This is a genomic window from Campylobacter concisus, assembly GCF_902460625.1.
GTDB classification, from domain to species: domain Bacteria; phylum Campylobacterota; class Campylobacteria; order Campylobacterales; family Campylobacteraceae; genus Campylobacter_A; species Campylobacter_A concisus_AD.
On sequence record NZ_CABPUT010000006.1, the window covers coordinates 209,062 to 230,269 of the forward strand.

Here is a 21,208-nt window from a genome sequence, read left to right on the forward strand (position 1 = left end):
TTTCTTTTGATTTTAGCCAAAAATGCTTAAAATTACTATTTTTTCTTAAATATATCTTTATTTTTTGGGTTTTGCAAAAAGACTGAGGCTGATTTTTTAGCGTGATCGATTTGCTTCTCTTTTGGCTTGTAGATAGAGAAATTTACAAGGATCGGGCTATTTTCAACCAAAATTTGAACCACTGCACCGAGTGGAAAAGAGACCACAGAGGCAAAATTTTCACTACCAAAGCCAGCCTCAAAGCTAAGCTCATCTTGCGTTAGTTTCGCACTCTCAAGCGTATAGCCACCAAGTGAAAACATAATGACTGGCATATTAAAGCTCCTGCTTATCTCATCTGGCAAGCTTGGCTCAAAGCTAACTAGCGGTAAATTTGCTATAACTGAGAAATTTACCCCCTTTTCAAGCAAAAAATCAATGCACTCATAGACGTGCATTTTCATTAAAAGCGAAAATTTCTCATCATCTAAAATTTCGTCTAACATCCTTAATCCTTTGAAATTTCTAAAAACTCATCTACTAGTTTTTTAACTTCGTTTATGCCGATCTGCCAGAAATTTTTATCATCGATATCAAAGCCAAATTTACCTACAAGCTCCTTTGGACTAAGGCTGCCGCCAAGGCTCAAAAACTCGGTGTAAATTTCGACAAAATTTTTGCATTTGCCGCTTTTATAAAGCCCAAAAAGCGCAAGCACAAGAAGCTGCGCGTAAGAGTAGGCGTAGCAGTAAAATGGCGTGTGGATGAAGTGCGGGATGTAGCTCCACCAAATTTTATAGTAGTCATTTAGTGTGACGCTTTTGCCAAACATCTTTTTGCTCTCTCTTAGCCAAATTTTATTTAGCTCATCTAGGCTGATCTCGCCCTCATGTGCGTGCACGGCTCGCTCAAATGTGGTGAAATTTATCTGGCGGTAAAGCGTGGCAAATATATCCTCAATCTTGCCAGCAAGCAGTGAAATTTTCTCTTTTTTGCTAAGGCCGTCTTTTATGTGATCAAAAACTAGCATCTCGCAAAATACTGAAGCTGTCTCAGCCGTGGTTAGCGGGGTGTCTGAATTTAGGTAGCTTACACTATATGAGAGCTTTTGATGCACGGCATGGCCAAGTTCGTGGGCAAGCGTGAAAAGATCTCTTCGCTGGTTGGTATGATTTAGCAAAACATAAGGGTGAGTGTCGCTTGATCCTGAGTGAGAAAACGCCCCACCTCGCTTGTTTGGCGCTGGATAAACGTCGATCCAGCCGTCACTAAAGGCACTTTTGGCGATCTCGCCAAATTTAGGTGAAAACGCCCCAAACGCCTTTAAAACTATCTTTTTGCACTCATCAAATTTATACTCACCTTCGCTGCTAAGAGGCGCGTATCTATCGTAGTCATAAAGCTTTTTAAGGCCTAAAATTTCTCTTTTTCGCTCGTAAAATTTAGCAACTAGGTCAAAATTTTTCTCAGTTACGGCAATGAGCGAATCAACGCTTTTTTTACTGATTTGATTTTCAAGGTGTCTTGGCTCTTCAGGAAGCTTGAAATTTCTAAGCTCGCAGCTTGTTTTTAGATCAGTTTTTATCATATTGTATATGTAGCCAAGAAGGTGCTGGTGTTTGCTAAGCTCGTTTGAGAGGCTTTTGGCGGCTAGTTTTCGCACACTTTGGTCGTTGTCATGAAGCTTGGCTAAAATTTCCTCTTCATTTAAAAGCTCACCTTTAAATTTAAACCTCATCTTGCTCATGCTCTCATCAAAAAGCCTCGAAAAGCCCTCAGCTCCAGTACTTGCAGTGCGAAGCAAGACTCTTTCTTCGGCAACGCTTAGTTGGTGTGGTTTTGCTTTGGCGAGATTGCTTAGATAGTAGCCATATTTTTTGGAGCTTTTGATGATCTCTTCTTGTTTTTTAGGGCTAAGCTCATTAAATTTGATCTCAAAAAATATCAAATTTTCATTTGCTTTTGTCGCTATCTCATCGATCTTTGCATAAAACGCTCCCTTGCTTGTATCTTTGGCAAAATTTAAAAAAGAATAGGTCATTACTTTTGAAATTTTAGCGATCAAGTTTTCATATTCAGAAAACGCATTTAAAAACTCATCTATTTTTAAATTTTCATAATTTTCTAGGTATTTATCTTTAAATTTCTCGCACTCTTTTTGTAAATTTAGTGCGTTTTGCTCACACTCTTTTTCGTTTGCAAAAAGTGCTTTTAGATCCCAAATTTGCATATTTATCCTTTAAATTTTTGGGACATTTTACAAAAAAATGGATAAAAGTAAAATTTCAGCCAAAATTTAGCTGAAATTTTATGAAGATTAGTTTGAAGTCTCTGAAGCTACTGCTGTAAAAAGCACGTCTGATGAGCTATTTAGCGCAGTTTCAACTGAGTCTTGGATAACACCAATGGTAAAGCCAACTGTTACAAACTGCATGGCGATGTCATTGCTGATACCAAAAAGACCGCACGCTAATGGTACTAGAAGCAAAGAGCCACCAGCCACGCCTGAAGCACCACACGCACCAAGAGCTGAGATGAAGCAAAGAAGTAGTGCATCGCCAAATGTAACCGTGATAGATGGGATAGAATTTACCGCAGTAAGCGCTAGAATACTAATGGTAACTGCTGCGCCACCCATGTTTATGGTGGCACCTAGTGGGATCGAGATAGAGTAAAGCTCCTCTTTTAGACCAAGCTTTTTGCAAAGTGCCATATTTACAGGGATATTTGCGGCCGAGCTTCTTGTAAAAAATGCTGAAATAGCGCTCTCTTTTAGGCAGATCATGACAAGTGGATAAGGATTTTTCCTAGTTAATACAAAAACCATGGCTGGGTAGATGATAAATGCGACAACAAGCATTGCCCCAACAAGAACTAAAATTAGTTTTAGATATCCTGCAAGTACTTCAAATCCAGTTTCGTGAATGCTAATAGTAACCATACCAAAGATACCAAACGGAGCTAGTCTAATGATAAATTTAACGATATGAGTTACGCCATCACTTATATCTTTAAATACTTTTTTGGTCTCAGCTGTGGAATTTCTAAGTGCTATACCACTACCAACTGCCCAGGTGATGATGCCTATATAGTTGCCATTTGCAAGGGCGTTTATTGGATTTTCGACCATTTTATAAATGAGATCTTTTAAAACATTGGTAATTCCCTGAGGCGCTGACATATCAGCACTTGCAAGACCTTTTAAAGAAAGCTCCACTGGGAATAAGAAACTAGCAATAACTGCAACAACGGCTGCTAAAAATGTACCAATTAGATAGAGTGTAATAATCTTTTGCATACCTTTTGTATGACCAAAATCTCTTAAAATGATGGATGTCGCCACTAAAACAAAGACAAGAATTGGTGCGATAGCTTTTAAAGCGCCTTTAAATAAATCTCCTAAAACCGAAGCTGAAGCTGCAATAGAATCGGCTGAGCTAGCTTTTTCTTTGGCTTCATTTAGCTGTTTGGCTTCATCTTGACTAAGGCGAGTTTTTATAACTTCATCTATGCTCAAACCACTCTCGTTTTGAATAGTTTGAATTTTAGCCGAGATCTTGTTATAAGGAGCAGCTTCGTAGTGTGTGTAAAAGCCAACTAGGGCACCTAGAATGATACCAACTAAAATTTGAACTATCAAATTTCCATCGGCATATCTTCTTGCTATGTTTTTAAGCATATTCATTTGACACCTTAATAAATTAGTTTTTTGTTGATTTTAGCTAAACAATTTTTAAATATAAAGAATTTGATAAAGATTAATTAGCCTTTTAAATAGATTTGTTACAATTGCACAAAATTTAGTCAAGAAAAAGGATGAAAATGTATCTATTTACTTCTGAAGTTGTAAGTCCGGGTCATCCAGATAAATGTGCTGACATAATCGCTGATAGCATAGTGGATACTATTTTAACACAAGATCCAAATGGCCGTGTAGCAAGTGAAGTTTTTGTAGCTGGGAAAAACATAGTAATAGGCGGAGAGATAAACTCAAAAGTAAAACTCTCATATAAAGACTACGAAAAGATCGTAAAGGACGCTCTTGCGCATATCGGATATGATGGAAAGAGTAATTTTACAAAAGAGCAGTGTTTGCACCCAGATGATATCGAGGTCAAAGTTTGTTTAAATCAACAAAGTCCAGATATAAATCAAGGTGTTGATCAAAGTAGTGGTGAGATCGGAGCAGGCGATCAAGGCATCATGTTTGGCTTTGCAAGCTGCGAAGCGAAAGAATTTATGCCTGCAGCTATAACTTACGCAAGAATGCTTTGTGAAAAAGTATATAAATTTGCCAAAGCAAACCCTGATAAACTTGGCGTTGATATAAAAACACAAGTTACTATTGATTACGGTAGCAAAGATAACTTTGAAAACTGCAAACCTCAAAGCATCCACACTATCGTCGTCTCTGCGCCTTGCGTGGAGAGCATGAAGATAGAAGAGCTTCGCACACTAATTCAAAATTTAATAGACGAAACTGGTCTTCCAAAAGAACTATATAATAAAGAAAAAACGATCATTTACATAAACCCAACAGGCAGATATGTAAATCATAGCTCACTTCACGATAGTGGTCTAACAGGTAGAAAACTAATCGTTGATAGCTTTGGCGGATATAGTCCGATAGGCGGCGGCGCTCAGTCAAGTAAAGACTACACAAAGGTTGATCGCAGCGGACTTTATGCAGCGCGCTGGATAGCTAAAAACATAGTCGCAGCTGGCCTTGCTAAAAAATGTATCGTCCAAATAAGCTACGCAATAGGCGTTGCAAAGCCAACTTCAGTTAGCGTTGACACCATGGGAACTCATGCAAATTGCGTAAATGACGATATGCTTTCAAATTTTGTAAGCGAGCATTTTTCTCTAACGCCTCGCTGGATAACAAATAAATTTGGTCTTGATAAGCCAAGTAAAGATACGTTTTTATACGCAAAAGTAGCTGCAAAAGGTCAAGTGGGAAATGCAAAATACCCTTGGGAAAAGCTTGATGCGGTTGATACCTTCAAAGCTTTACTAAAAAAATAATCAAAAAAGTGGCTTTATCTAAAAGCCACTTTAAATTTCTCTTTAAAACTCATCCCAAAATGCTTTTTTTGGCAAAATAACTTCACTTTTTGAGCCATTTACGCTGTGATAGACCGCTTTATTGTATTTTGTGGCAAGGTGTTTTATTAGTAGCCTTTGAAGCACAGGTTCGCTGCTTGGCACAAACCAGCCATTGTTTGTGATAGCTACAACCACGTCAAATTCGCCCTTGTAAAGCTCCTCTCTTGTCGCTTCATAGCAGATGGCGTTTCTGATTTTAACCCCGTCTATCTCATAGTCGCTAAAATTTTCAGCCTTTTTAAAGTCACTAGCTCCGCCAAAAAATAGCTTATTTACTGCATCTTGCATAAATTTTGGCAAAGGAATTTCTTCACCAAATGGCACCAAAAATTTCTTATCCATTCGCCTTAGATCGCCATCTTGAAATAAAAAGGCGGAGTTATAAATTTGCTTATTTTCATAGGCAAGCGCGCCAGCTATGATGGTTGTCTTTTTTGAAAGCTCTTTTAGCTCATCGACAAGTAGTGGCTCATTTGTCATAAATAGTGGAAATGCGCTCTCTGGCAGTACGATAAGGCGTTTTTGCTCGGCTATGGCGTTATTTATTAAGTCTAAATTTTCATTTGTAAATTCCATACGCAAGCTTTTATCCCAGCGCACCCTTTGAGCGATGTCGGTATTTATTAGTTCCACGTCAAATGGCAGGGTCTTTGCCTCGCTACTTTTAAATTGCAAAGCAGCGATCAGGCAGATAAAAGCTAGAATAAATTTTAAAATTTTGCCTTTTAAACTCAAAGAAATAGCCGCAAGAAATATAAATATAAGCCCTCTTGTGCTTGGCTCAAAAGCGCCTAAAATAAGCGTTGCTTCAAGATTAAACCAGTTAAAGCCAAATGGATGAATATAGCTTACTAAAAATAGCAAAACAGCCCTTAGCATGACAAAACTGGGAAAAGAGGCTATCCAAAACAAAAGCCCATAAACAAATGCTACAAAGAGGATGACAAAAGGTATGAGCCAGATCAGATCGTAGTAGATAAAACTAAAGCTAATCCAATAAAACCACAAAATTCCTGTGAAAAATCCAGCCACGAAAAAACCAGCTCTGCTTAAATTTATGATGATGTAAATTCCAGTCAAAGTTAGAAACGGCGAGATAAAATTTAAGAGTAAATTCTCGAAGAGGCTTAAAAAAATAAAGTTGGAAAGCAAAAAAGCACCGACAAAGGCTTTTATTATAATTTTAGTGCTAAAATGCCCATTTAAAAATCTTACAAATAAGGAAATCCATGCAAAACGCTGATTTTTTAACATCATTACTACCTCTTGTTGTGCTTTTCGCCATATTTTACTTTTTGGTTATTAGACCTCAACAAAAACAACAAAAAGCCCATGCAGCAATGCTCGCAGCTCTTGATAAAGGTGATAAGATAATAACTAATGGCGGACTTATCTGCGAAGTGATTAAAGCCGAAAATGATTTTATCAAAGTTAAACTTAACGATGATGTAATCGTTCGTATAGCACGCGAGTTTGTAGCTAAAAAGATCGAAGATAAATAATGCGTAACGCAAGAGTCACATATAGGCTAGTTATCTTAATATTAGCCTTGATTTTTGGTTTTGGCTTTTCGGTGCCATCTTTTTTTCAAACACAAAGTGGAGCTAAAATTTCACTTGGCCTTGATCTTCAAGGCGGCCTTCATATGCTACTTGGTGTTGAAACGAGCGAAGCTATTCACTCAAAAATAAAATCAATAGCTGGAAGTATAAATTATTATGCTAAAAAAGAAGATGTGTTAATTGATAAATTTAAGATTAAAGAAGAGAACATTGACTTTACTCTTCTTGATGGCGACGAAGCTCCAAAAGTAGATAAAGCACTAGCTGAGATAAAGGGGCTTGATATCAAAAAAGATGGTTTAAATTACAGCATATCTTTAACAGAACAAGAAAGAACGGATACGATCGAGTATGCGATCTCACAAGCTGTTGAAACTATTAGAAACAGACTCGATCAGTTTGGTCTAGCTGAGCCAACTGTTGCCAGACAGGGCAAAGATAATATCCTAGTTGAGCTTCCTGGTATAAAAACTGAAGAGGATGAACAAAGAGCAAGAGATCTCATCGCAAAGGCTGCTCACTTGCAGCTTATGGCAGTTGATGATAAAAGACAAGATCAGGCTAATACGATGAGCGAGGCTGAAGCTGAAAGCTACGGCGATGTGATCTTTAAAGATGCTAAAAATGACCGCGTGAAATACGTCGTTAAAAATATCCCAGTGCTTGACGGCTCGATGCTAACTGACGCAAAGGTCGCATTTTCTCAGCAAAATAACTTGCCTATTATAAATTTCACTCTCAACTCAGAGGGCGCTAGAATTTTTGGCGATTTTACTGGCGCAAATGTTGGCAAAAGGCTTGCTATCGTGCTTGATGGTAAGGTTTATTCAGCTCCTGTTATAAATGAAAGAATAGGTGGCGGCAGTGGTCAGATCAGCGGCGGCTTTACCCTTGATGAGGCTCACGACGTAGCAATTGCACTTAGAAGTGGCGCGCTTTTAGCACCCGTTAAGATGCTAGAAAAAAGAAGTGTTGGCCCATCTTTGGGACAAGAGAGCATCAACCAAAGCATGGTAGCTCTTGCTGCTGGATCTATCTTAGTCGTGTTATTTATGCTAGTTTATTATGGAATTTCTGGAGTTTTTGCAAATATTGCACTAGTTGCAGATGTCGTTATATTAGTCGCTGTGATGGCGCTTTTTGGAGCGACGCTTACACTTCCTGGTATGGCTGGTATCGTGCTAACGATCGGTATGGCGGTTGATGCAAACGTCATTATAAACGAGCGTATACGTGAGCTTTTACGTGAAGGTGTGGCGATAAGGACAGCCGTGCAAAAGGGCTATGAGCACGCTATGAGTGCGATCATCGACTCAAACTTAACTACTATTATCACAGTTGCTGTGCTTTATGCTTATGGTACTGGCCCAGTTAAAGGCTTTGCTGTGACAATGGCGATAGGTATCATGGCTTCGATGCTAACGGCCATTTTAGGCACACATGGCATGTTTGATGCAGTCATGGACAAGATAGAAAAAAGCGGAAATACCAGACTTTGGTTTGGTTATAAAAGGAGCTAGGGATGCAAATTTTCACTAAGGCAAAAGTTTATGATTTTATGCGGTTTAGATTTGCTTCATTGGCACTTTCTATATTTTTATTTGTTGGTTCGATCTTTTTGCTTGCAACAAAGGGTCTAAACTACGGCATCGATTTTTCTGGTGGTACGCTTATCCAGCTAAAATACGATACCAAAGCGCCACTTGATAAAATTCGCGACGCTTTTGGCACAAATGAAGTGCTTAAAAACGCCTCTGTTACTGAGTTTGGAAGCGAAGATGAGGCTGTTATTAGATTCTCAGGATCAAGTTCAAATTTAACTGGCGACATCGGTACTGAGATAAAGCAAATTTTAAAAGATACTGGAAATTTTGAAGTAAGGCGTGTTGATATCGTTGGACCAAAGGTTGGTGACGAGCTTAGAGAAAAAGGCTTGATGGCTCTTGGAATTTCACTAATTGGTATATTAATCTACATCACATTTAGGTTTGAGTGGCGTTTTGCGCTTGCTGCGATCGCAACTGAAATTCACGATATAGTTATAACTGTTGGTGCTATTTCGCTATTTGATATCGATGTAAATTTGGACACATTAGCTGCTGTTTTAACGGTTCTTGGCTACTCACTAAATGATACGATTATTATCTTTGATAGGATCAGAGAGGGTATCAAAGAGAGCAAGCGAACTGATATCGAAGGCGTTATCAACGAGTCAGTCTCAGCCACACTTTCAAGAACTATCTTAACTTCAGCAACTACGATGATGACAGTTCTTGTGTTATTTTTATTTGGTGGAGATATGATACATGGATTTTCATTTATTCTTATCGTTGGCATTGTCATAGGAACGATCAGTTCGATCTACATCTCTTCGCCGTTTCTTATCTGGTTTAAATTTAGCATCGAGCATTTTAGAAGTAGAGAGACTGAAAAGCAAAAGATAAAAAAAGAGCGCGAAAAAGAGCGTGCTATGTTTGAGAAAGGCGTTGTGTAAGGAGGGATAATGAACTGGGGAAAAGTTATCTACATATTTTTTGCGTTAATGAGTCTTACGACTACGGCAGAATTTTTATATGATAAAAACGAGATCGCCCTTTTTGTGGCGGCTAGTATAAATTTGGTTTCAACGCTACTTAAGATCGGTGTTAAAAATTTACTCTCAGCTGAGCTTTTTGCAAGCTCGCTGGTTGCTGATTTACACCTTATACCAGCTTTTGTTATTTTGCAAGTCTCTGAAAATATAACACTTAGCTATTCACTAGCTATCGGTGCAGTCATTGCAAATATATTTTCACTAGCCTTGGTTTTAATAGAATCAAGTAAAGCTCAAGAAGAATTTTAGGAGAAAAAATGGCTGAAAAGAGAAAATATGAGCCTTTAAAGATAGAAAAAAAATGGCAAGAAATTTGGGATAAAAATGAAGAATTTGAACCAAAAGACGATCTAAGCTTGCCAAAAAAATATATCCTAAGTATGTTTCCTTATCCAAGTGGACGCATACATATGGGGCATGTAAGAAACTACTCTATTGGCGATGCACTTGCTAGATCATATAGAAAAAGCGGATATAATGTGCTTCATCCTATTGGCTTTGACAGCTTTGGCATGCCAGCTGAAAACGCAGCCATAAAACATAAAATTCACCCTAAAATTTGGACTTACGAAAACATCGACTATATGAAAAAAGAGCTTGCAAGTCTTGGCTTTTCATTTTCTAAAAAGAGAATTTTAGCCACATCTGATCCACTTTACACTAAGTGGGAGCAAAGCTTTTTTATAAAGATGTTTGAAAAAGGGCTTGTTTATAGAAAAAATGCCATCGTAAACTGGTGTGAGTACGATCAAACTGTGCTTGCAAACGAGCAGGTTGAAGACGGTAAATGCTGGAGATGCGGTAATGATGTTGTGCAAAAAGAGCTTCCAGGATATTACTTCAACATCACAAAATACGCTAGCGAGCTACTTGAGGATCTAAAGCTTCTTGAGGGCAAATGGCCAAATCAAGTCATCACAATGCAAGAAAACTGGATCGGCAGAAGCTACGGCTTGGAGTTTAAATTTAGCCTTGATGAGGCATCAAAAGAGACTTTAGGTGGTAAATTTGATGGCTTTGAGGTATTTACTACAAGACCTGATACGATTTATGGCGTTAGCTATACAGCTCTTGCGCCAGAGCATCCTATCGTAAAAGCGCTTCTTGAAAGTGATAAATTTGATGAAAGCAAAAAGGCAAAGATAAAAGCAATACTTAATCAAAGCCCAAGAGAGCGTCAAGCTAGCGAAAAAGACGGAGAATTTTTAGGAATTTATGTCGTTCATCCACTTACCAATGAAAAAATCCCAGTTTGGGTTGCAAATTTTATCTTAGCTGACTACGGCAGTGGTGCTATTATGGCTGTCCCTGCACATGATCAAAGAGACTTCGAGTTTGCAAGTAAATTTAATCTTCCTATAAAGCCAGTCGTAAAGCCGCTTGAGGGCGAGAGCGACGGTTCTAAAGCATACTCTGAGTATGGAATTTCTATAAATTCTGAGCTTATAAATGGACTTGCTTCAGAAGAAGCTAAAAATTTCATAATAGAAAAATTTGAAAAAGATGGTTTAGGCAAAAGGATCACAAACTACAAACTAAGAGACTGGGGAATTTCTCGTCAAAGATATTGGGGTGCACCAATACCAGTAGTTCACTGCAAATGCTGCGGCGTAGTGCCTGAAAAAGAGGAAAATTTACCTATCGCGCTACCTGAAGATGTCGAGATCACAGGCGAGGGCAATCCTTTAGATAAACATCCAACTTGGAAATTTACAAAGTGTCCAAAATGCGGACAAGATGCGATCAGAGAGACTGATACGATGGATACGTTTGTGGAGAGTAGCTGGTATTTTGCTAGATTTGCAAGCGATGAGAAGACTTGGGAACAAAAAGCGCTTGATGAAAAGAGCGTGAATTACTGGATGAATGTAGATCAGTATATCGGTGGCATCGAGCATGCGATCTTGCACCTTTTATACGCTAGATTTTTCCAAAAGGTCTTAAGAGATCTAGGCTATCTAAGAGATGACGAGCCATTTGAAAATTTACTAACTCAAGGCATGGTCTTAAAAGATGGCAAAAAGATGAGCAAAAGTAAGGGCAACGTCGTAGATCCTGACGATATTATTAATAAATATGGCGCCGATACAGCAAGGCTTTTTATCCTTTTTGCAGCGCCTCCTCAAAAAGAGCTTGAGTGGAATGACAGCGCAGTTGAGGGTGCATTTAGATTTTTAAATAGGCTTTGGGAGAAGGCACAAACTATCAAAAAGATAGACGAACTGCCTCAGATAGACCATGAAAGTCTAAACAAAGATGAGAAATTTGCAAGGCTAAAAATTTATGAAGCACTTAAAAAATCAACCGAGGTTTTTGGCGACACATTTGCTTTTAATACATTGATCGCTGCTTGCATGGAGGCACTAAATGCTATAAATGCTCAGGATAACGAAGATGTAAATGCTGAGGGCTTTTTCATCATCTTAAATTTACTAGAACCTATTGTGCCGCACATTGCAAACGAGCTTAGCGAAGAGCTTTTTGGTAGAAAAAATTTCACAGAGATAGCTGTAAAAGAAGAGGTCTTTGTAAAAGATAGCATCGCTCTTGCAGTTACAGTCAATGGCAAGAAAAGGGCTGAGTTTGAAGTGGCAACAAGCGAGAGCGAGGGTGAAATTTTAAAACTAGCTAAACAAAATGTGGCTAAATGGCTTGAGGGCAAGGAAATTTTAAAAGAGATTTATATAAAAGGCAAATTAGTAAATTTTGTCATTAAAGGATAAATTTTGAGATATTTTTTAGCGTTTTTTATTGCGTTTTTTATCTGCGGGTGTGGGTATAAACCAGTTTCAAAGATCACACATGATCTAGTGGGCGATAAAATTTACGTTGATGTGATTATTAGTAAAGAAGAGCCAAAAAATAGTGTTTGGATAAAGGATGCTGTAAAAGAGGGCATGGTCGCAAGGCTAAATAAAGATTTATCAAGTAAAGAGAGTGCTGATACTTCGATAATTATTTCGGTAAAAGATTTAAATTACGAAGCAATTATTTATGATGAATTTGGCTACATTACGTCATACAAAGCACATCTTAGCTTAAATTATAAGACTAAATTTAAAGATGGCAGCGTAGTTGATATTCCAGCCACTGGCGAGTATGACTTTAGTGTCGCAAGACGTCAAAAAGATGTAAGATTTGCTGACAGCATTCTTAGTGATACTCAAAAATACGAAGCTATCAAAGAGGCATCAAAAGAGGCCTTTGATGAGTATATCGCAAGTTTAGCGGTAAAAGGATATAGAAATGGCAGCAGTAACCGTTAGTCAAATAGTCAAGGAAGCCTTAAATGAGATCAAAGATCGCCATTTGATGCTAACGCCAGAGAATTACACTGAAGTATATAATGAAATTTCTAAAAAATACGGCTTTACAACAGAAGAGAGTAAAAAGATAGAAAAATATATCTCAAGGCTTGGTGATGAATATAAAAATCAAGCCTTGAGCCTTCATATAAAGACGGTCGATGAGTTTGTTGCTTTTATGACTGCTAGGCTCTCTAGAGGTGCTCAACAAGGGGCGGGTCTTGTGGCCGATGATAAAAAATTACAATCACTAAACGCATTTGCTAGAAGAATTCTCCAAGCTATCTCAATGCTTCACAATAAAGATGCAAAAAGCTTAGCAGAGCAAAGTATGCAACTGCTTGCTAGAAGATATGATGAGAAAAATCTTGAAGAAATGTGCCTTAGATGGTTTGATTTTGTTAGCTCGTACGACACTGAATTTTTAGAATTTTTGAAATATTATGGTGTTAGAAATTTTGATGATTTAAAGACAATGAGTTCTGAACTTGAGAAATTTCTTACACAAAAAGATGAAGATGGCGAAGAGGATGTTTTGATTCAGCTTTTAAGCCTTACTCTTGAGCCTTCTATTACAAAGGATCTTGATGAAGAGCTTAGCACGATAAGAAGTACTTTGAAGCAAAATCCTAAAACCTTAAATAGCAAAGAATTTCAAGAAAAGGTAAAGGCATTTGTTGATCGCAGAATAGAAGAAGATAGAACAGAAATCATAGAAAAAGTTGGTTCGCTAAATAATGTCTTGCAAAATATAAGCGAGAGAATTTCTGATATTGCGGTTAGTTCGCAAAGTAGTTCTGATAAAGTTAAAAGCATTAAAAATGATCTAAAAAATGTAAATTTAAATACAAATAGCATTGATCAAGTAAGAAGCATGCTTATTGAGATCGCTGGTGCTTTGGAGATCGAGAGCAAAGAGCTAGGTATCGAGATGCACAATAGGCAAGCTACTATCTTAGAGCTTCAAAATAGAGTGAATAGTCTTGAAAAAGAGCTTGAGGAAGCTAAACTGGAGAGCAAAGAAGACTTTTTGACAAAGGTATCTACCAAGCGTGCTTTGATGAACGAGATTCAACGCATCGAAGAGGCATATAAACGCTATGGGACTGATTACTCTATATGCTTTGTTGATATTGATCATTTCAAAAGCATAAACGATACTTATGGGCATGAGGCTGGAGATGTTATTCTTTCAGCAGTGGCTCAAGTGCTTAAGAAAAATGCCAGAAAGGTTGATTTTGTTGGTAGATATGGTGGCGAAGAATTTGTAATCTTGCTTCCAAGCACTGGTTTAAAAGATAGTGTTAAATTTGGGGATAAGCTAAGAAGCATGATAGAAAATTTCAAATTTATCTATAAAAACGAGCGTATTAAGGTTACTATCAGCTCTGGTATAGCGACAAGAAGTGCAAATTTAAGCGAGACGATGACACTTGAGGCTGCTGATAAGATGCTTTATCTCTCAAAAGAAAATGGTAGAAATCAAGTAATGCCAAAGATAATCGAGGAAAAATGAGCCTAGCTAAATTTCTTGATGGCAAGCCGCTTTATTACAAAGAGATTGATTATGGTAGGATTATTAGAGCGTATGCGACTATAAAAGAACATATAAAGCCATTTAAGATTATTCATATAATAGGCACAAATGGCAAAGGCAGCACCGGCCGCTTTTTAGCGCAAATTTTAAGCCAAAATGGCGCAAAAGTAGGGCATTACACGAGCCCTCATATATTTAAATTTAACGAGCGATTTTGGTTAAATGGCGAAGTCGCTAGTGATGAAATTTTAGAAGCAGCTCACGAGCGCCTGCAAGGACTTCTAAGCGATGAATACAAGATAAAAACAAGTTATTTTGAGTATATGACGCTGCTTTCAGCTGTGCTTTTTGAGGGTTGCGACTATTTTGTCTGCGAAGCTGGTATGGGCGGTGTGCTTGATGCGACAAATGTTTTTGAAAAAGAGTTAAGCATTTTTACGCCTATTGGGCTTGATCACACGGCAGTTCTTGGAAATAGCCTAGAAGAAATTTCACGCACGAAATTTGAAGCCATGGGCAAAAGAGCCATTTTAAATGATGAGATGAACGAGATAAGCGTTGCTATCGCAAAAGAGATCGCAAGCGAGAGGAGCGCAATTTTGAGCTTCCCAAGAGAAATTTTAACCAAAGAAAATTTAAACGAGATCTCAAATTATGCAGATAAATTTAATCTGCCAGAGTTTTTACGATCAAATTTAACTCTAGCCTACGGCGCAGCTAAAATTTTAGATAACAGCATAGACATAAAAAAGCTTGGCGCTTTATCGCTTCGAGGCAGATGCGAAAAGATCGCTTCAAATTTATACGTTGATGTCGGTCACAACGAGCTTGGTGCAAAGGCTGTGGCTAAGAAATTTAGCTCTAAAGAGTTTAGTGACAAGAAGCTAACGCTAGTTTATAACTCATTTTTGGATAAAGATTTCAAGGCAGTTTTGGCAGCTCTTAAGCCAGTCGTCGAGGATGTGCTACTATATCACTATCACTGCGAGGGCAGGGAGCTTGGCGGAGAGCTCATAAATAAAGCGCTAAATGAGCTTGAAATTTCACATAGAGAGTTTGAGCCAAGCGATATGAACGATATAAAAGAGGCAAAAAACGGCAAAATTTATCTAGCTTTTGGCTCATTTCATCTAGTTGAAGCATTTTTAAAAGAGTACTATGCAAGCAAAGGTTTATGAGTATCTTTTAACGCACGCCCCACAAATTCTCATTTGCGAAGATGATAAAGAGGCGGCACTTTGTGCGGATGCGGCCAGTTTTGCTGGCTTTGGCGCCTTTAAATTACCTGATTTTAGAGCTAAAAAGGGTGATGATCTAAGAAGCTTTAACGAAGAGCTCTTTGAAATTTCATCCGTGCTTAGCAAATACTATAAATTTGATGGCAAAAAGATCATCATAAGCCCATTTAGTACGCTTTTAAATCCACTTCCAACGCAAAAAAACCTAGAGAGCTCAACGATCAAGCTAAAAGATAATCTAAATTTAAACGAATTTGCCGACTTGCTCATACGATTTGGCTACGAGTGCGTCGATATCGTTGAGAGCGTTGGCGAGTTTAGCATACGCGGCGAAGTGATCGACATTTATGGCGTAAATATGGACGATCCTGTTAGACTTTTACTCTTTGGCGATGAGGTGGAGAGTATCAGAAACTACAACACCGCCACGCAAATTAGCAACAAAAATGAGCTAAGCGAAGCCGAGATCGTGCCATTTATTGCAAATTTGAGCAAAGATGAGTTTGAAAAAGTTAGTCAAAAGATCGAGGATATGCAAAGTGACGCCCTTGTGAATGATCTAAATTCGCTTGGATTTTGGGCGATAGATAGCTTTAGCGACTACTTAAAAGTTTTTGATTCAAAACTTGTTAAAAAGATCGATTTTGAAATTTATGATGTGCCTGAAGAGAAATTTAAGGGCATTGAAATTTTGCCTGAACCAAAGATCTATAAAGACTTAGAAGTTACTTTAAATTTTGACTTTTTTGAGCTAAATAAAAGCAAAAGTATAACCGTTCTTTCAAGAAATGAAGGGCTTTTTAAGGGCTATGAGCTTGATGGCTTTGCAAATGTAAAGCTTGAAATTTCGCCCCTTGTGGTAAATTTAACCTCAAGTGATAAGATCGTAGTATCACTAAATAAATTTGAGAAAAAAAGGCGAGTTAAGCGCTCAAGCCTCGTGGTCGATGAGCTAAAAGTAAATGACTATGTCGTGCATGAAGATTATGGTATAGGCAGATTTTTGGGGCTTGAAAAGATCAAGGTTTTGGGTGCGACGAAGGAATTTGTAGTTATTGCCTACCAAAATGACGATAAGCTTCTTTTACCAGTTGAACATCTAAATTTGATAGACCGCTACATCGCTCAAAATGGCTCTATGGCAGTGCTTGATCGTTTGGGTAAGGCAAATTTTGCAAAGATAAAAGAAAAGGTCAGAGAAAAACTCTTCGCGATCGCCTCAAAGATCGTAGCAATGGCTGCAAAAAGAGAGCTAATCGCAGGCAAAATTTTACAAAAAGAGGATATCTCTTATCTAAATTTCGTCCAAGATGCTGGCTTTTCATACACGAATGATCAGCAAAAGGCGGTAAATGATATAAAAGATGAGCTAAAAAGCGGAAAAGTTATGGATAGGTTGCTTAGTGGCGACGTAGGCTTTGGCAAGACTGAAGTTGCGATGAATGCTATATTTACCTGCATAAAATCAGGCTTTAGCGCATTTTTCTTCGTGCCAACGACTCTTCTTAGCTCGCAGCACTACAAGACGCTAAGCCAAAGATTTAGCAAATTTGGCATAAAGGTCTTTAGGCTGGATCGCTTCTCAAGTGCAAAAGAAAAGGCGAGCCTGCAAAAAGCGCTAAAAGAAAATGAGCCCATAGTTTGCGTGGGTACGCATGCACTTCTTGGTGTAAAGGCTGAAAATTTGGGGCTTATAGTGGTTGATGAGGAGCATAAATTTGGCGTTAAGCAAAAAGAGCAGCTAAAAGAAATTTCTCAGCACTCGCACATCTTAAGTATGAGTGCTACGCCGATACCAAGAAGCCTAAATATGGCACTTAGCAAGATAAAAACATATAGCATTTTAGCCACTCCGCCAAGCTCGAGGCTGGATGTTAGAACAAGTGTTAGAGAGTGGGACGAAAAGGTCGTCAAAGAGGCGATTATGCGTGAGCTAAGACGTGGCGGGCAGACCTTTTACATCCACAACCATATCGCAGACATCGAGCAGACAGCAAATGAGCTAAGAAAAATTTTGCCAAAGCTTAGGATTTTGATACTTCACTCAAAGGTAAATGCAAAAGTCGCTGAAGATGAGATGATGAAATTTGAGCAGGGCGAATATGACTTGCTACTTTGCACCAGCATCGTTGAAAGCGGCATTCATTTGCCAAATGCAAACACTATAATCGTAGAAAATGCCAATAAATTTGGCATGGCTGACTTGCATCAGCTCCGCGGACGAGTGGGCAGAAGCGACAAGCAGGCATACTGCTACTTTTTGGTGGAAGATAAAGACGCCATTAGTAAAGACGCGCTAAAACGACTTGTCGCACTTGAAGGCAACTCATTTTTGGGCGCTGGCTCAGTGTTAGCATATCACGACCTTGAGATAAGAGGTGGTGGCAACATCATCGGCGAAGCGCAAAGTGGCCACATCGAGGCTATTGGCTACTCGCTATATCTAAAGATGCTAGAAGATGAGATAAATAAGCTTCTTAATCAAGACTCCGCAAAGCTTGACAAAATAGATCTAAAGCTTAGTGTGAGTGCCTTTTTAAATCAAGAATTTATAAGAGAAGATAGGCTAAGGCTTGAAATTTATAGGCGTCTTAGCAAGTGCAAAGAGGTCGCTGAGGTCTATGAGATACAAAGCGAGCTTGAGGATAGATTTGGCAAGATAGATACGTTTACAAAGCAGTTTTTAGACGTCATTATCATTAAAATTTTAGCTCTAAAAGCTGGTATAAAAACGATCTCAAACAGCGAGCAAAACATACTAATAACAAAAAATGATGATGAGAAGATCAGGCTAAAGTCACGTAGCAAGGACGATGATGATGTTTTGGCTGAAATTTTGGTCTATCTAAGAAAGGATAAGAAATGATAGATTGGGGAGTGAAGTACGCAGCGATATATAGAAGCACAAAAAGCATGCTAAAACCAGTTGATGATATTGATTTTGTAGATATCGACTCACTTTATGGGCTGGAAAAACAAAAAGAAATTTTACTAAAAAATACTATAAATTTTATAGAAGGTAAAGATGTAAATCACGTGCTTCTTTGGGGTGAGAGAGGATGTGGAAAGTCAAGCCTTGTAAGAGCTGTTTTTACTAAATTTTATAAAGCTGGGCTTCGCATCATTGAGATCGGTTGCGAGGATCTAAAATACCTTGGCGATATCATCGATGAGATCAGAAAAAGCGAGTTTAAATTTATCATTTTTTGTGATGATCTAAGCTTTGAAAATGGCAGCAATGAGTATAAATTTCTAAAACCTATAATGGACGGCTCTATCCAAAAGCCGCCAAAAAACGTACTTTTATACGCTACATCAAATCGTAGACATTTAATAAGCGAGTTTAAAAGCGAAAATGAAAACTCAGAGCTAATAGACGGCGAAATCCACTACAGCGACGCAGCTCAGGAGAAAATTTCTCTATCCGATCGTTTTGGTCTTTGGATTAGCTTTTATCAAGGCAACTACGACGAGTACCTAAAAATGGTTGATTTTTACTTTAAAGACTATAAAGGCAATAAAGACGAGCTTCATACGCTTGCTAAAAATTTCGCCACACTAAGAGCTAGCAGAAGTGGCAGAACAGCAAAGCAGTTTTATCTCACATTTAAAGAAAATTTAAAATGACTTCAACCGATCTATTTTTAACCTTGTTTAATCACAAAAACAAAAATTTTGATGAGCTAAAATGGCCAGGTGAAGGCACTTTTGAGGTTGTTTCAGGTGCTATTTTAGTGCAAAATACCAACTGGAAAAACGTAGAAAAAGCGCTAGATAATCTAAAAAAAGCAAACAAAGATAGCCTACAAGGCATTTGCGAGCTTGAAAACAGCGAGCTTGCTACGCTCATAAAGCCAAGTGGCTTTTATAACACAAAGGCTAAACGGCTAAAGACGCTTTGCCAAGCCATAAGAAACGAGTTTGACGACTTTGAAAATTTCAAAGAAAATGCCAGTCGTGAGTGGCTCATAAGCGTAAAAGGTGTTGGAGCCGAGACTTGCGACGCGATACTTGCATACGCTTGCGGTAAGCCATATATGGTCGTTGATGCTTACGCACTTAGGATAATGACGTATTTTGACTATACTTTTGAGAGCTACGACGAGGCTGCTGAGTGGTTTAGCTCGCTTGATTATGATGAAATTTATAAATTTCTTGATAGCGAGAAATTTGACGAAACTGAGGTTTTAAAGCTCTATCACGTTCTTATTTTGGAGTTTTGCAAAGAGAATTTCAAAGGTAAAATCTTAAGCCAAAATGGTCAAAAAATATTAAGCAGCATCAAAAATTAAACTACTAATATGTAACAACTCTTTATAAATTTGCCAAAGATTGGGACTTTTTATAGTCTATTTTAAAATTCTGTGCTAAATTTACACAAAATTTATCTTATTTAGTTTAGGAGGAGTGATGATTTACGATAACATCGTTAAAACGATTGGTAATACACCTATTGTAAAGATAAAAACAGGTGCTGATGAAGCCGAAATTTACGTAAAACTAGAGTTTTTTAACCCAGGTGGCTCTGTAAAAGATAGGATTGCATTTAATATGATAACTAAGATGCTAGCTGACGGTACGCTAAAACATGGTGATACTATCGTTGAGCCAACGAGCGGAAATACTGGCATTGGTGTAGCGATGTGCGGTGCTGCACTTGGTTTTAAAGTGATACTTTGCATGCCAGAGAGCATGAGTATCGAAAGACGTAAGATCGTAGCTGCTTATGGTGCACAGCTTGAGCTTACTCCAGCGTCTGGTGGCATGAAAGCAGCGATCGCAAGAGCTACAGAGCTAGCAGCTCAGCCAAATCACGTAATGCTAAGCCAGTTTGAAAACAAGTATAACCCACAAGCTCACGAACTAACAACAGCAGCTGAAATTGTGGCTGATTTTAGTAAGCTTGATGCATTTGTAGCTGGCGTTGGCACAGGTGGTACAATAAGTGGCGTAGCAAAAATTTTAAAAGAAAAAGGCTATGATACTAAGATCATCGCAGTAGAGCCTGAAGCATCGCCAGTTTTAAGTGGTGGCAACCCAGGACCGCATAAAATTCAAGGCATTGGAGCCGGATTTTTACCAAATACTATGAATATGAGCTTAGTTAGCGAGGTAGAAAAAGTAAGCAACGATGACGCACTAAACGCAGCTAGAGCAATTGCAAAAAGTGATGGACTCATGATAGGTATAAGCGGTGGTGCTGCTTACGTGGCTGCAAAAAGAGTAGCTAAAAGACTTGGCGCTGGCAAAAAAGTACTTTTCATAGCTCCAGATAATGGTGAAAGATACTTAAGCACAGAGCTTTACGGAGCATAAAAATATGCGGGAGAGTCTAAAGGAGCTAGTTCAAACTATTCGTGAAAAAGACCCATCGGTACATAAGTGTTGCTTTTTGGCAATACTTATAAACACTCCTGGTATTCATGCGGTTTTGTTTCATAAAATTTCTCATTTTTTATATAAAAAAGAACGTTTTTTTCTAGCTAGACTCATCTCACAAATTGCAAGATTTTTAACAGGCATTGAGATCCACCCTGGCGCAAAGATCGGTAGGAGATTTTTCATAGATCATGGCATGGGTGTGGTTATCGGTGAGACAGCTGAGATAGGCGATGATGTAATGATGTATCATCAAGTAACACTTGGAGGCACTGGAAAAGAGTGTGGCAAAAGGCATCCGACTGTAAAAAATGGTGTGACTATCGCAGCTGGCTCGAAAATACTAGGTGCCATAACGATCGGCGAAAATGCCAAGATCGGCGCAAACTCGGTCGTGCTAAAAAATGTCCCAGCAAACGCGACAGTCGTTGGTATACCAGCAAGAATAGTTCGAGTAAATGGGACAAAATTTGAACCAGAATTTATTATCTAATTTTAGAATTTAA

Annotated in this window: 18 protein-coding genes; 14 read left to right on the forward strand and 4 right to left on the reverse strand. The window is 38.3% G+C overall.

Going from position 1 to position 21,208, the window contains the following annotated elements; all coding sequences use genetic code 11:
* Positions 1–35 precede the first annotated feature (35 nt).
* From F3G69_RS05470 to sstT, 3 genes are all read right to left on the reverse strand, one after another.
* The gene (locus tag F3G69_RS05470; protein WP_103600874.1) at positions 36–485 is read right to left on the reverse strand and encodes a hypothetical protein; all 450 of its coding nucleotides are present in this window, start codon (positions 483–485) and stop codon (positions 36–38) included.
* A 2-nt stretch (positions 486–487) separates the two neighbouring features.
* Positions 488–2,209: a M3 family oligoendopeptidase gene (locus tag F3G69_RS05475; protein WP_149714627.1), complete on the reverse strand. Its 1,722-nt coding sequence runs from the start codon at positions 2,207–2,209 to the stop codon at positions 488–490.
* 87 nt (positions 2,210–2,296) lie between these two features.
* Positions 2,297–3,664 (reverse strand): serine/threonine transporter SstT, encoded by a 1,368-nt coding sequence (sstT, locus tag F3G69_RS05480; protein ID WP_410470295.1) that lies wholly within the window; start codon positions 3,662–3,664, stop codon positions 2,297–2,299.
* 137 nt (positions 3,665–3,801) lie between these two features.
* Here sstT and metK point away from each other — a divergent pair, with 137 nt between their 5' ends.
* Positions 3,802–5,007 carry a methionine adenosyltransferase gene (gene metK / locus F3G69_RS05485; RefSeq protein ID WP_103600876.1) on the forward strand — a complete coding sequence of 402 codons (1,206 nt, stop codon included), beginning with the start codon at positions 3,802–3,804 and terminating at the stop codon, positions 5,005–5,007.
* A 42-nt stretch (positions 5,008–5,049) separates the two neighbouring features.
* Here the strand turns inward: metK and F3G69_RS05490 are convergent, their stop codons facing one another.
* Entirely contained in the window at positions 5,050–6,342 is a 1,293-nt protein-coding gene (locus F3G69_RS05490) for an apolipoprotein N-acyltransferase (RefSeq protein ID WP_180997331.1), read from the reverse strand.
* Here F3G69_RS05490 and yajC point away from each other — a divergent pair.
* From yajC to epsC, 13 genes are all read left to right on the forward strand, one after another.
* Positions 6,318–6,590, forward strand: a complete 273-nt coding sequence (yajC, locus tag F3G69_RS05495) for a preprotein translocase subunit YajC (protein ID WP_021090619.1) — start codon at positions 6,318–6,320, stop codon at positions 6,588–6,590. The two genes, F3G69_RS05490 and yajC, sit on opposite strands and share 25 nt — an antisense overlap.
* Positions 6,590–8,170, forward strand: a complete 1,581-nt coding sequence (secD, locus tag F3G69_RS05500; RefSeq protein ID WP_149714628.1) for a protein translocase subunit SecD — start codon at positions 6,590–6,592, stop codon at positions 8,168–8,170. Before yajC ends, secD begins: the two co-directional genes overlap by 1 nt.
* Positions 8,171–8,172: 2 nt before the next feature.
* Positions 8,173–9,144, forward strand: a complete 972-nt coding sequence (gene secF, locus F3G69_RS05505) for a protein translocase subunit SecF (protein WP_103582612.1) — start codon at positions 8,173–8,175, stop codon at positions 9,142–9,144.
* A gap of 9 nt (positions 9,145–9,153) precedes the next feature.
* Complete coding sequence (locus F3G69_RS05510; RefSeq protein WP_021090699.1) at positions 9,154–9,492, forward strand: DUF6394 family protein; 339 nt, start codon at positions 9,154–9,156, stop codon at positions 9,490–9,492.
* A gap of 8 nt (positions 9,493–9,500) precedes the next feature.
* The gene (leuS, locus tag F3G69_RS05515; RefSeq protein ID WP_103600879.1) at positions 9,501–11,966 is read left to right on the forward strand and encodes a leucine--tRNA ligase; all 2,466 of its coding nucleotides are present in this window, start codon (positions 9,501–9,503) and stop codon (positions 11,964–11,966) included.
* Positions 11,967–11,969: 3 nt separating this feature from the next.
* A complete protein-coding gene (gene lptE / locus F3G69_RS05520) occupies positions 11,970–12,509 on the forward strand; it encodes an LPS assembly lipoprotein LptE (RefSeq protein ID WP_103589470.1) in 540 nt (179 codons plus the stop codon).
* Positions 12,490–14,064, forward strand: a complete 1,575-nt coding sequence (locus F3G69_RS05525) for a GGDEF domain-containing protein (RefSeq protein ID WP_085657538.1) — start codon at positions 12,490–12,492, stop codon at positions 14,062–14,064. Before lptE ends, F3G69_RS05525 begins: the two co-directional genes overlap by 20 nt.
* Positions 14,061–15,263 carry a Mur ligase family protein gene (locus F3G69_RS05530; RefSeq protein ID WP_149714629.1) on the forward strand — a complete coding sequence of 401 codons (1,203 nt, stop codon included), beginning with the start codon at positions 14,061–14,063 and terminating at the stop codon, positions 15,261–15,263. Before F3G69_RS05525 ends, F3G69_RS05530 begins: the two co-directional genes overlap by 4 nt.
* The gene (gene mfd / locus F3G69_RS05535) at positions 15,244–18,189 is read left to right on the forward strand and encodes a transcription-repair coupling factor (RefSeq protein ID WP_149714630.1); all 2,946 of its coding nucleotides are present in this window, start codon (positions 15,244–15,246) and stop codon (positions 18,187–18,189) included. Before F3G69_RS05530 ends, mfd begins: the two co-directional genes overlap by 20 nt.
* Positions 18,186–18,950: an ATP-binding protein gene (locus F3G69_RS05540; protein WP_149714631.1), complete on the forward strand. Its 765-nt coding sequence runs from the start codon at positions 18,186–18,188 to the stop codon at positions 18,948–18,950. Before mfd ends, F3G69_RS05540 begins: the two co-directional genes overlap by 4 nt.
* Positions 18,947–19,615, forward strand: coding sequence for an endonuclease III domain-containing protein (locus tag F3G69_RS05545; RefSeq protein WP_149714632.1), 669 nt, complete (start codon positions 18,947–18,949; stop codon positions 19,613–19,615). The genes F3G69_RS05540 and F3G69_RS05545 overlap by 4 nt, the downstream gene beginning before the upstream one ends.
* Before the next feature lie 118 nt (positions 19,616–19,733).
* Complete coding sequence (cysK, locus tag F3G69_RS05550; protein WP_085657533.1) at positions 19,734–20,639, forward strand: cysteine synthase A; 906 nt, start codon at positions 19,734–19,736, stop codon at positions 20,637–20,639.
* 4 nt (positions 20,640–20,643) lie between these two features.
* Positions 20,644–21,195, forward strand: coding sequence for a serine O-acetyltransferase EpsC (gene epsC, locus F3G69_RS05555; RefSeq protein ID WP_149714633.1), 552 nt, complete (start codon positions 20,644–20,646; stop codon positions 21,193–21,195).
* The last annotated feature ends 13 nt before the right edge of the window (positions 21,196–21,208 follow it).

What these genes read in the sequence shown, in the direction of transcription:
- F3G69_RS05470 (WP_103600874.1), bottom strand. Translation starts at nt 485, where the DNA reads ATGTTAGACGAAATTTTAGATGATGAGAAATTTTCGCTTTTAATGAAA.
- F3G69_RS05475 (WP_149714627.1), bottom strand. Translation starts at nt 2,209, where the DNA reads ATGCAAATTTGGGATCTAAAAGCACTTTTTGCAAACGAAAAAGAGTGT.
- sstT (WP_410470295.1), bottom strand. Translation starts at nt 3,664, where the DNA reads ATGAATATGCTTAAAAACATAGCAAGAAGATATGCCGATGGAAATTTG.
- metK (WP_103600876.1), top strand. Translation starts at nt 3,802, where the DNA reads ATGTATCTATTTACTTCTGAAGTTGTAAGTCCGGGTCATCCAGATAAA.
- yajC (WP_021090619.1), top strand. Translation starts at nt 6,318, where the DNA reads ATGCAAAACGCTGATTTTTTAACATCATTACTACCTCTTGTTGTGCTT.
- F3G69_RS05490 (WP_180997331.1), bottom strand. Translation starts at nt 6,342, where the DNA reads ATGTTAAAAAATCAGCGTTTTGCATGGATTTCCTTATTTGTAAGATTT.
- secD (WP_149714628.1), top strand. Translation starts at nt 6,590, where the DNA reads ATGCGTAACGCAAGAGTCACATATAGGCTAGTTATCTTAATATTAGCC.
- secF (WP_103582612.1), top strand. Translation starts at nt 8,173, where the DNA reads ATGCAAATTTTCACTAAGGCAAAAGTTTATGATTTTATGCGGTTTAGA.
- F3G69_RS05510 (WP_021090699.1), top strand. Translation starts at nt 9,154, where the DNA reads ATGAACTGGGGAAAAGTTATCTACATATTTTTTGCGTTAATGAGTCTT.
- leuS (WP_103600879.1), top strand. Translation starts at nt 9,501, where the DNA reads ATGGCTGAAAAGAGAAAATATGAGCCTTTAAAGATAGAAAAAAAATGG.
- F3G69_RS05525 (WP_085657538.1), top strand. Translation starts at nt 12,490, where the DNA reads ATGGCAGCAGTAACCGTTAGTCAAATAGTCAAGGAAGCCTTAAATGAG.
- F3G69_RS05530 (WP_149714629.1), top strand. Translation starts at nt 14,061, where the DNA reads ATGAGCCTAGCTAAATTTCTTGATGGCAAGCCGCTTTATTACAAAGAG.
- mfd (WP_149714630.1), top strand. Translation starts at nt 15,244, where the DNA reads ATGCAAGCAAAGGTTTATGAGTATCTTTTAACGCACGCCCCACAAATT.
- F3G69_RS05540 (WP_149714631.1), top strand. Translation starts at nt 18,186, where the DNA reads ATGATAGATTGGGGAGTGAAGTACGCAGCGATATATAGAAGCACAAAA.
- F3G69_RS05545 (WP_149714632.1), top strand. Translation starts at nt 18,947, where the DNA reads ATGACTTCAACCGATCTATTTTTAACCTTGTTTAATCACAAAAACAAA.
- cysK (WP_085657533.1), top strand. Translation starts at nt 19,734, where the DNA reads ATGATTTACGATAACATCGTTAAAACGATTGGTAATACACCTATTGTA.
- epsC (WP_149714633.1), top strand. Translation starts at nt 20,644, where the DNA reads ATGCGGGAGAGTCTAAAGGAGCTAGTTCAAACTATTCGTGAAAAAGAC.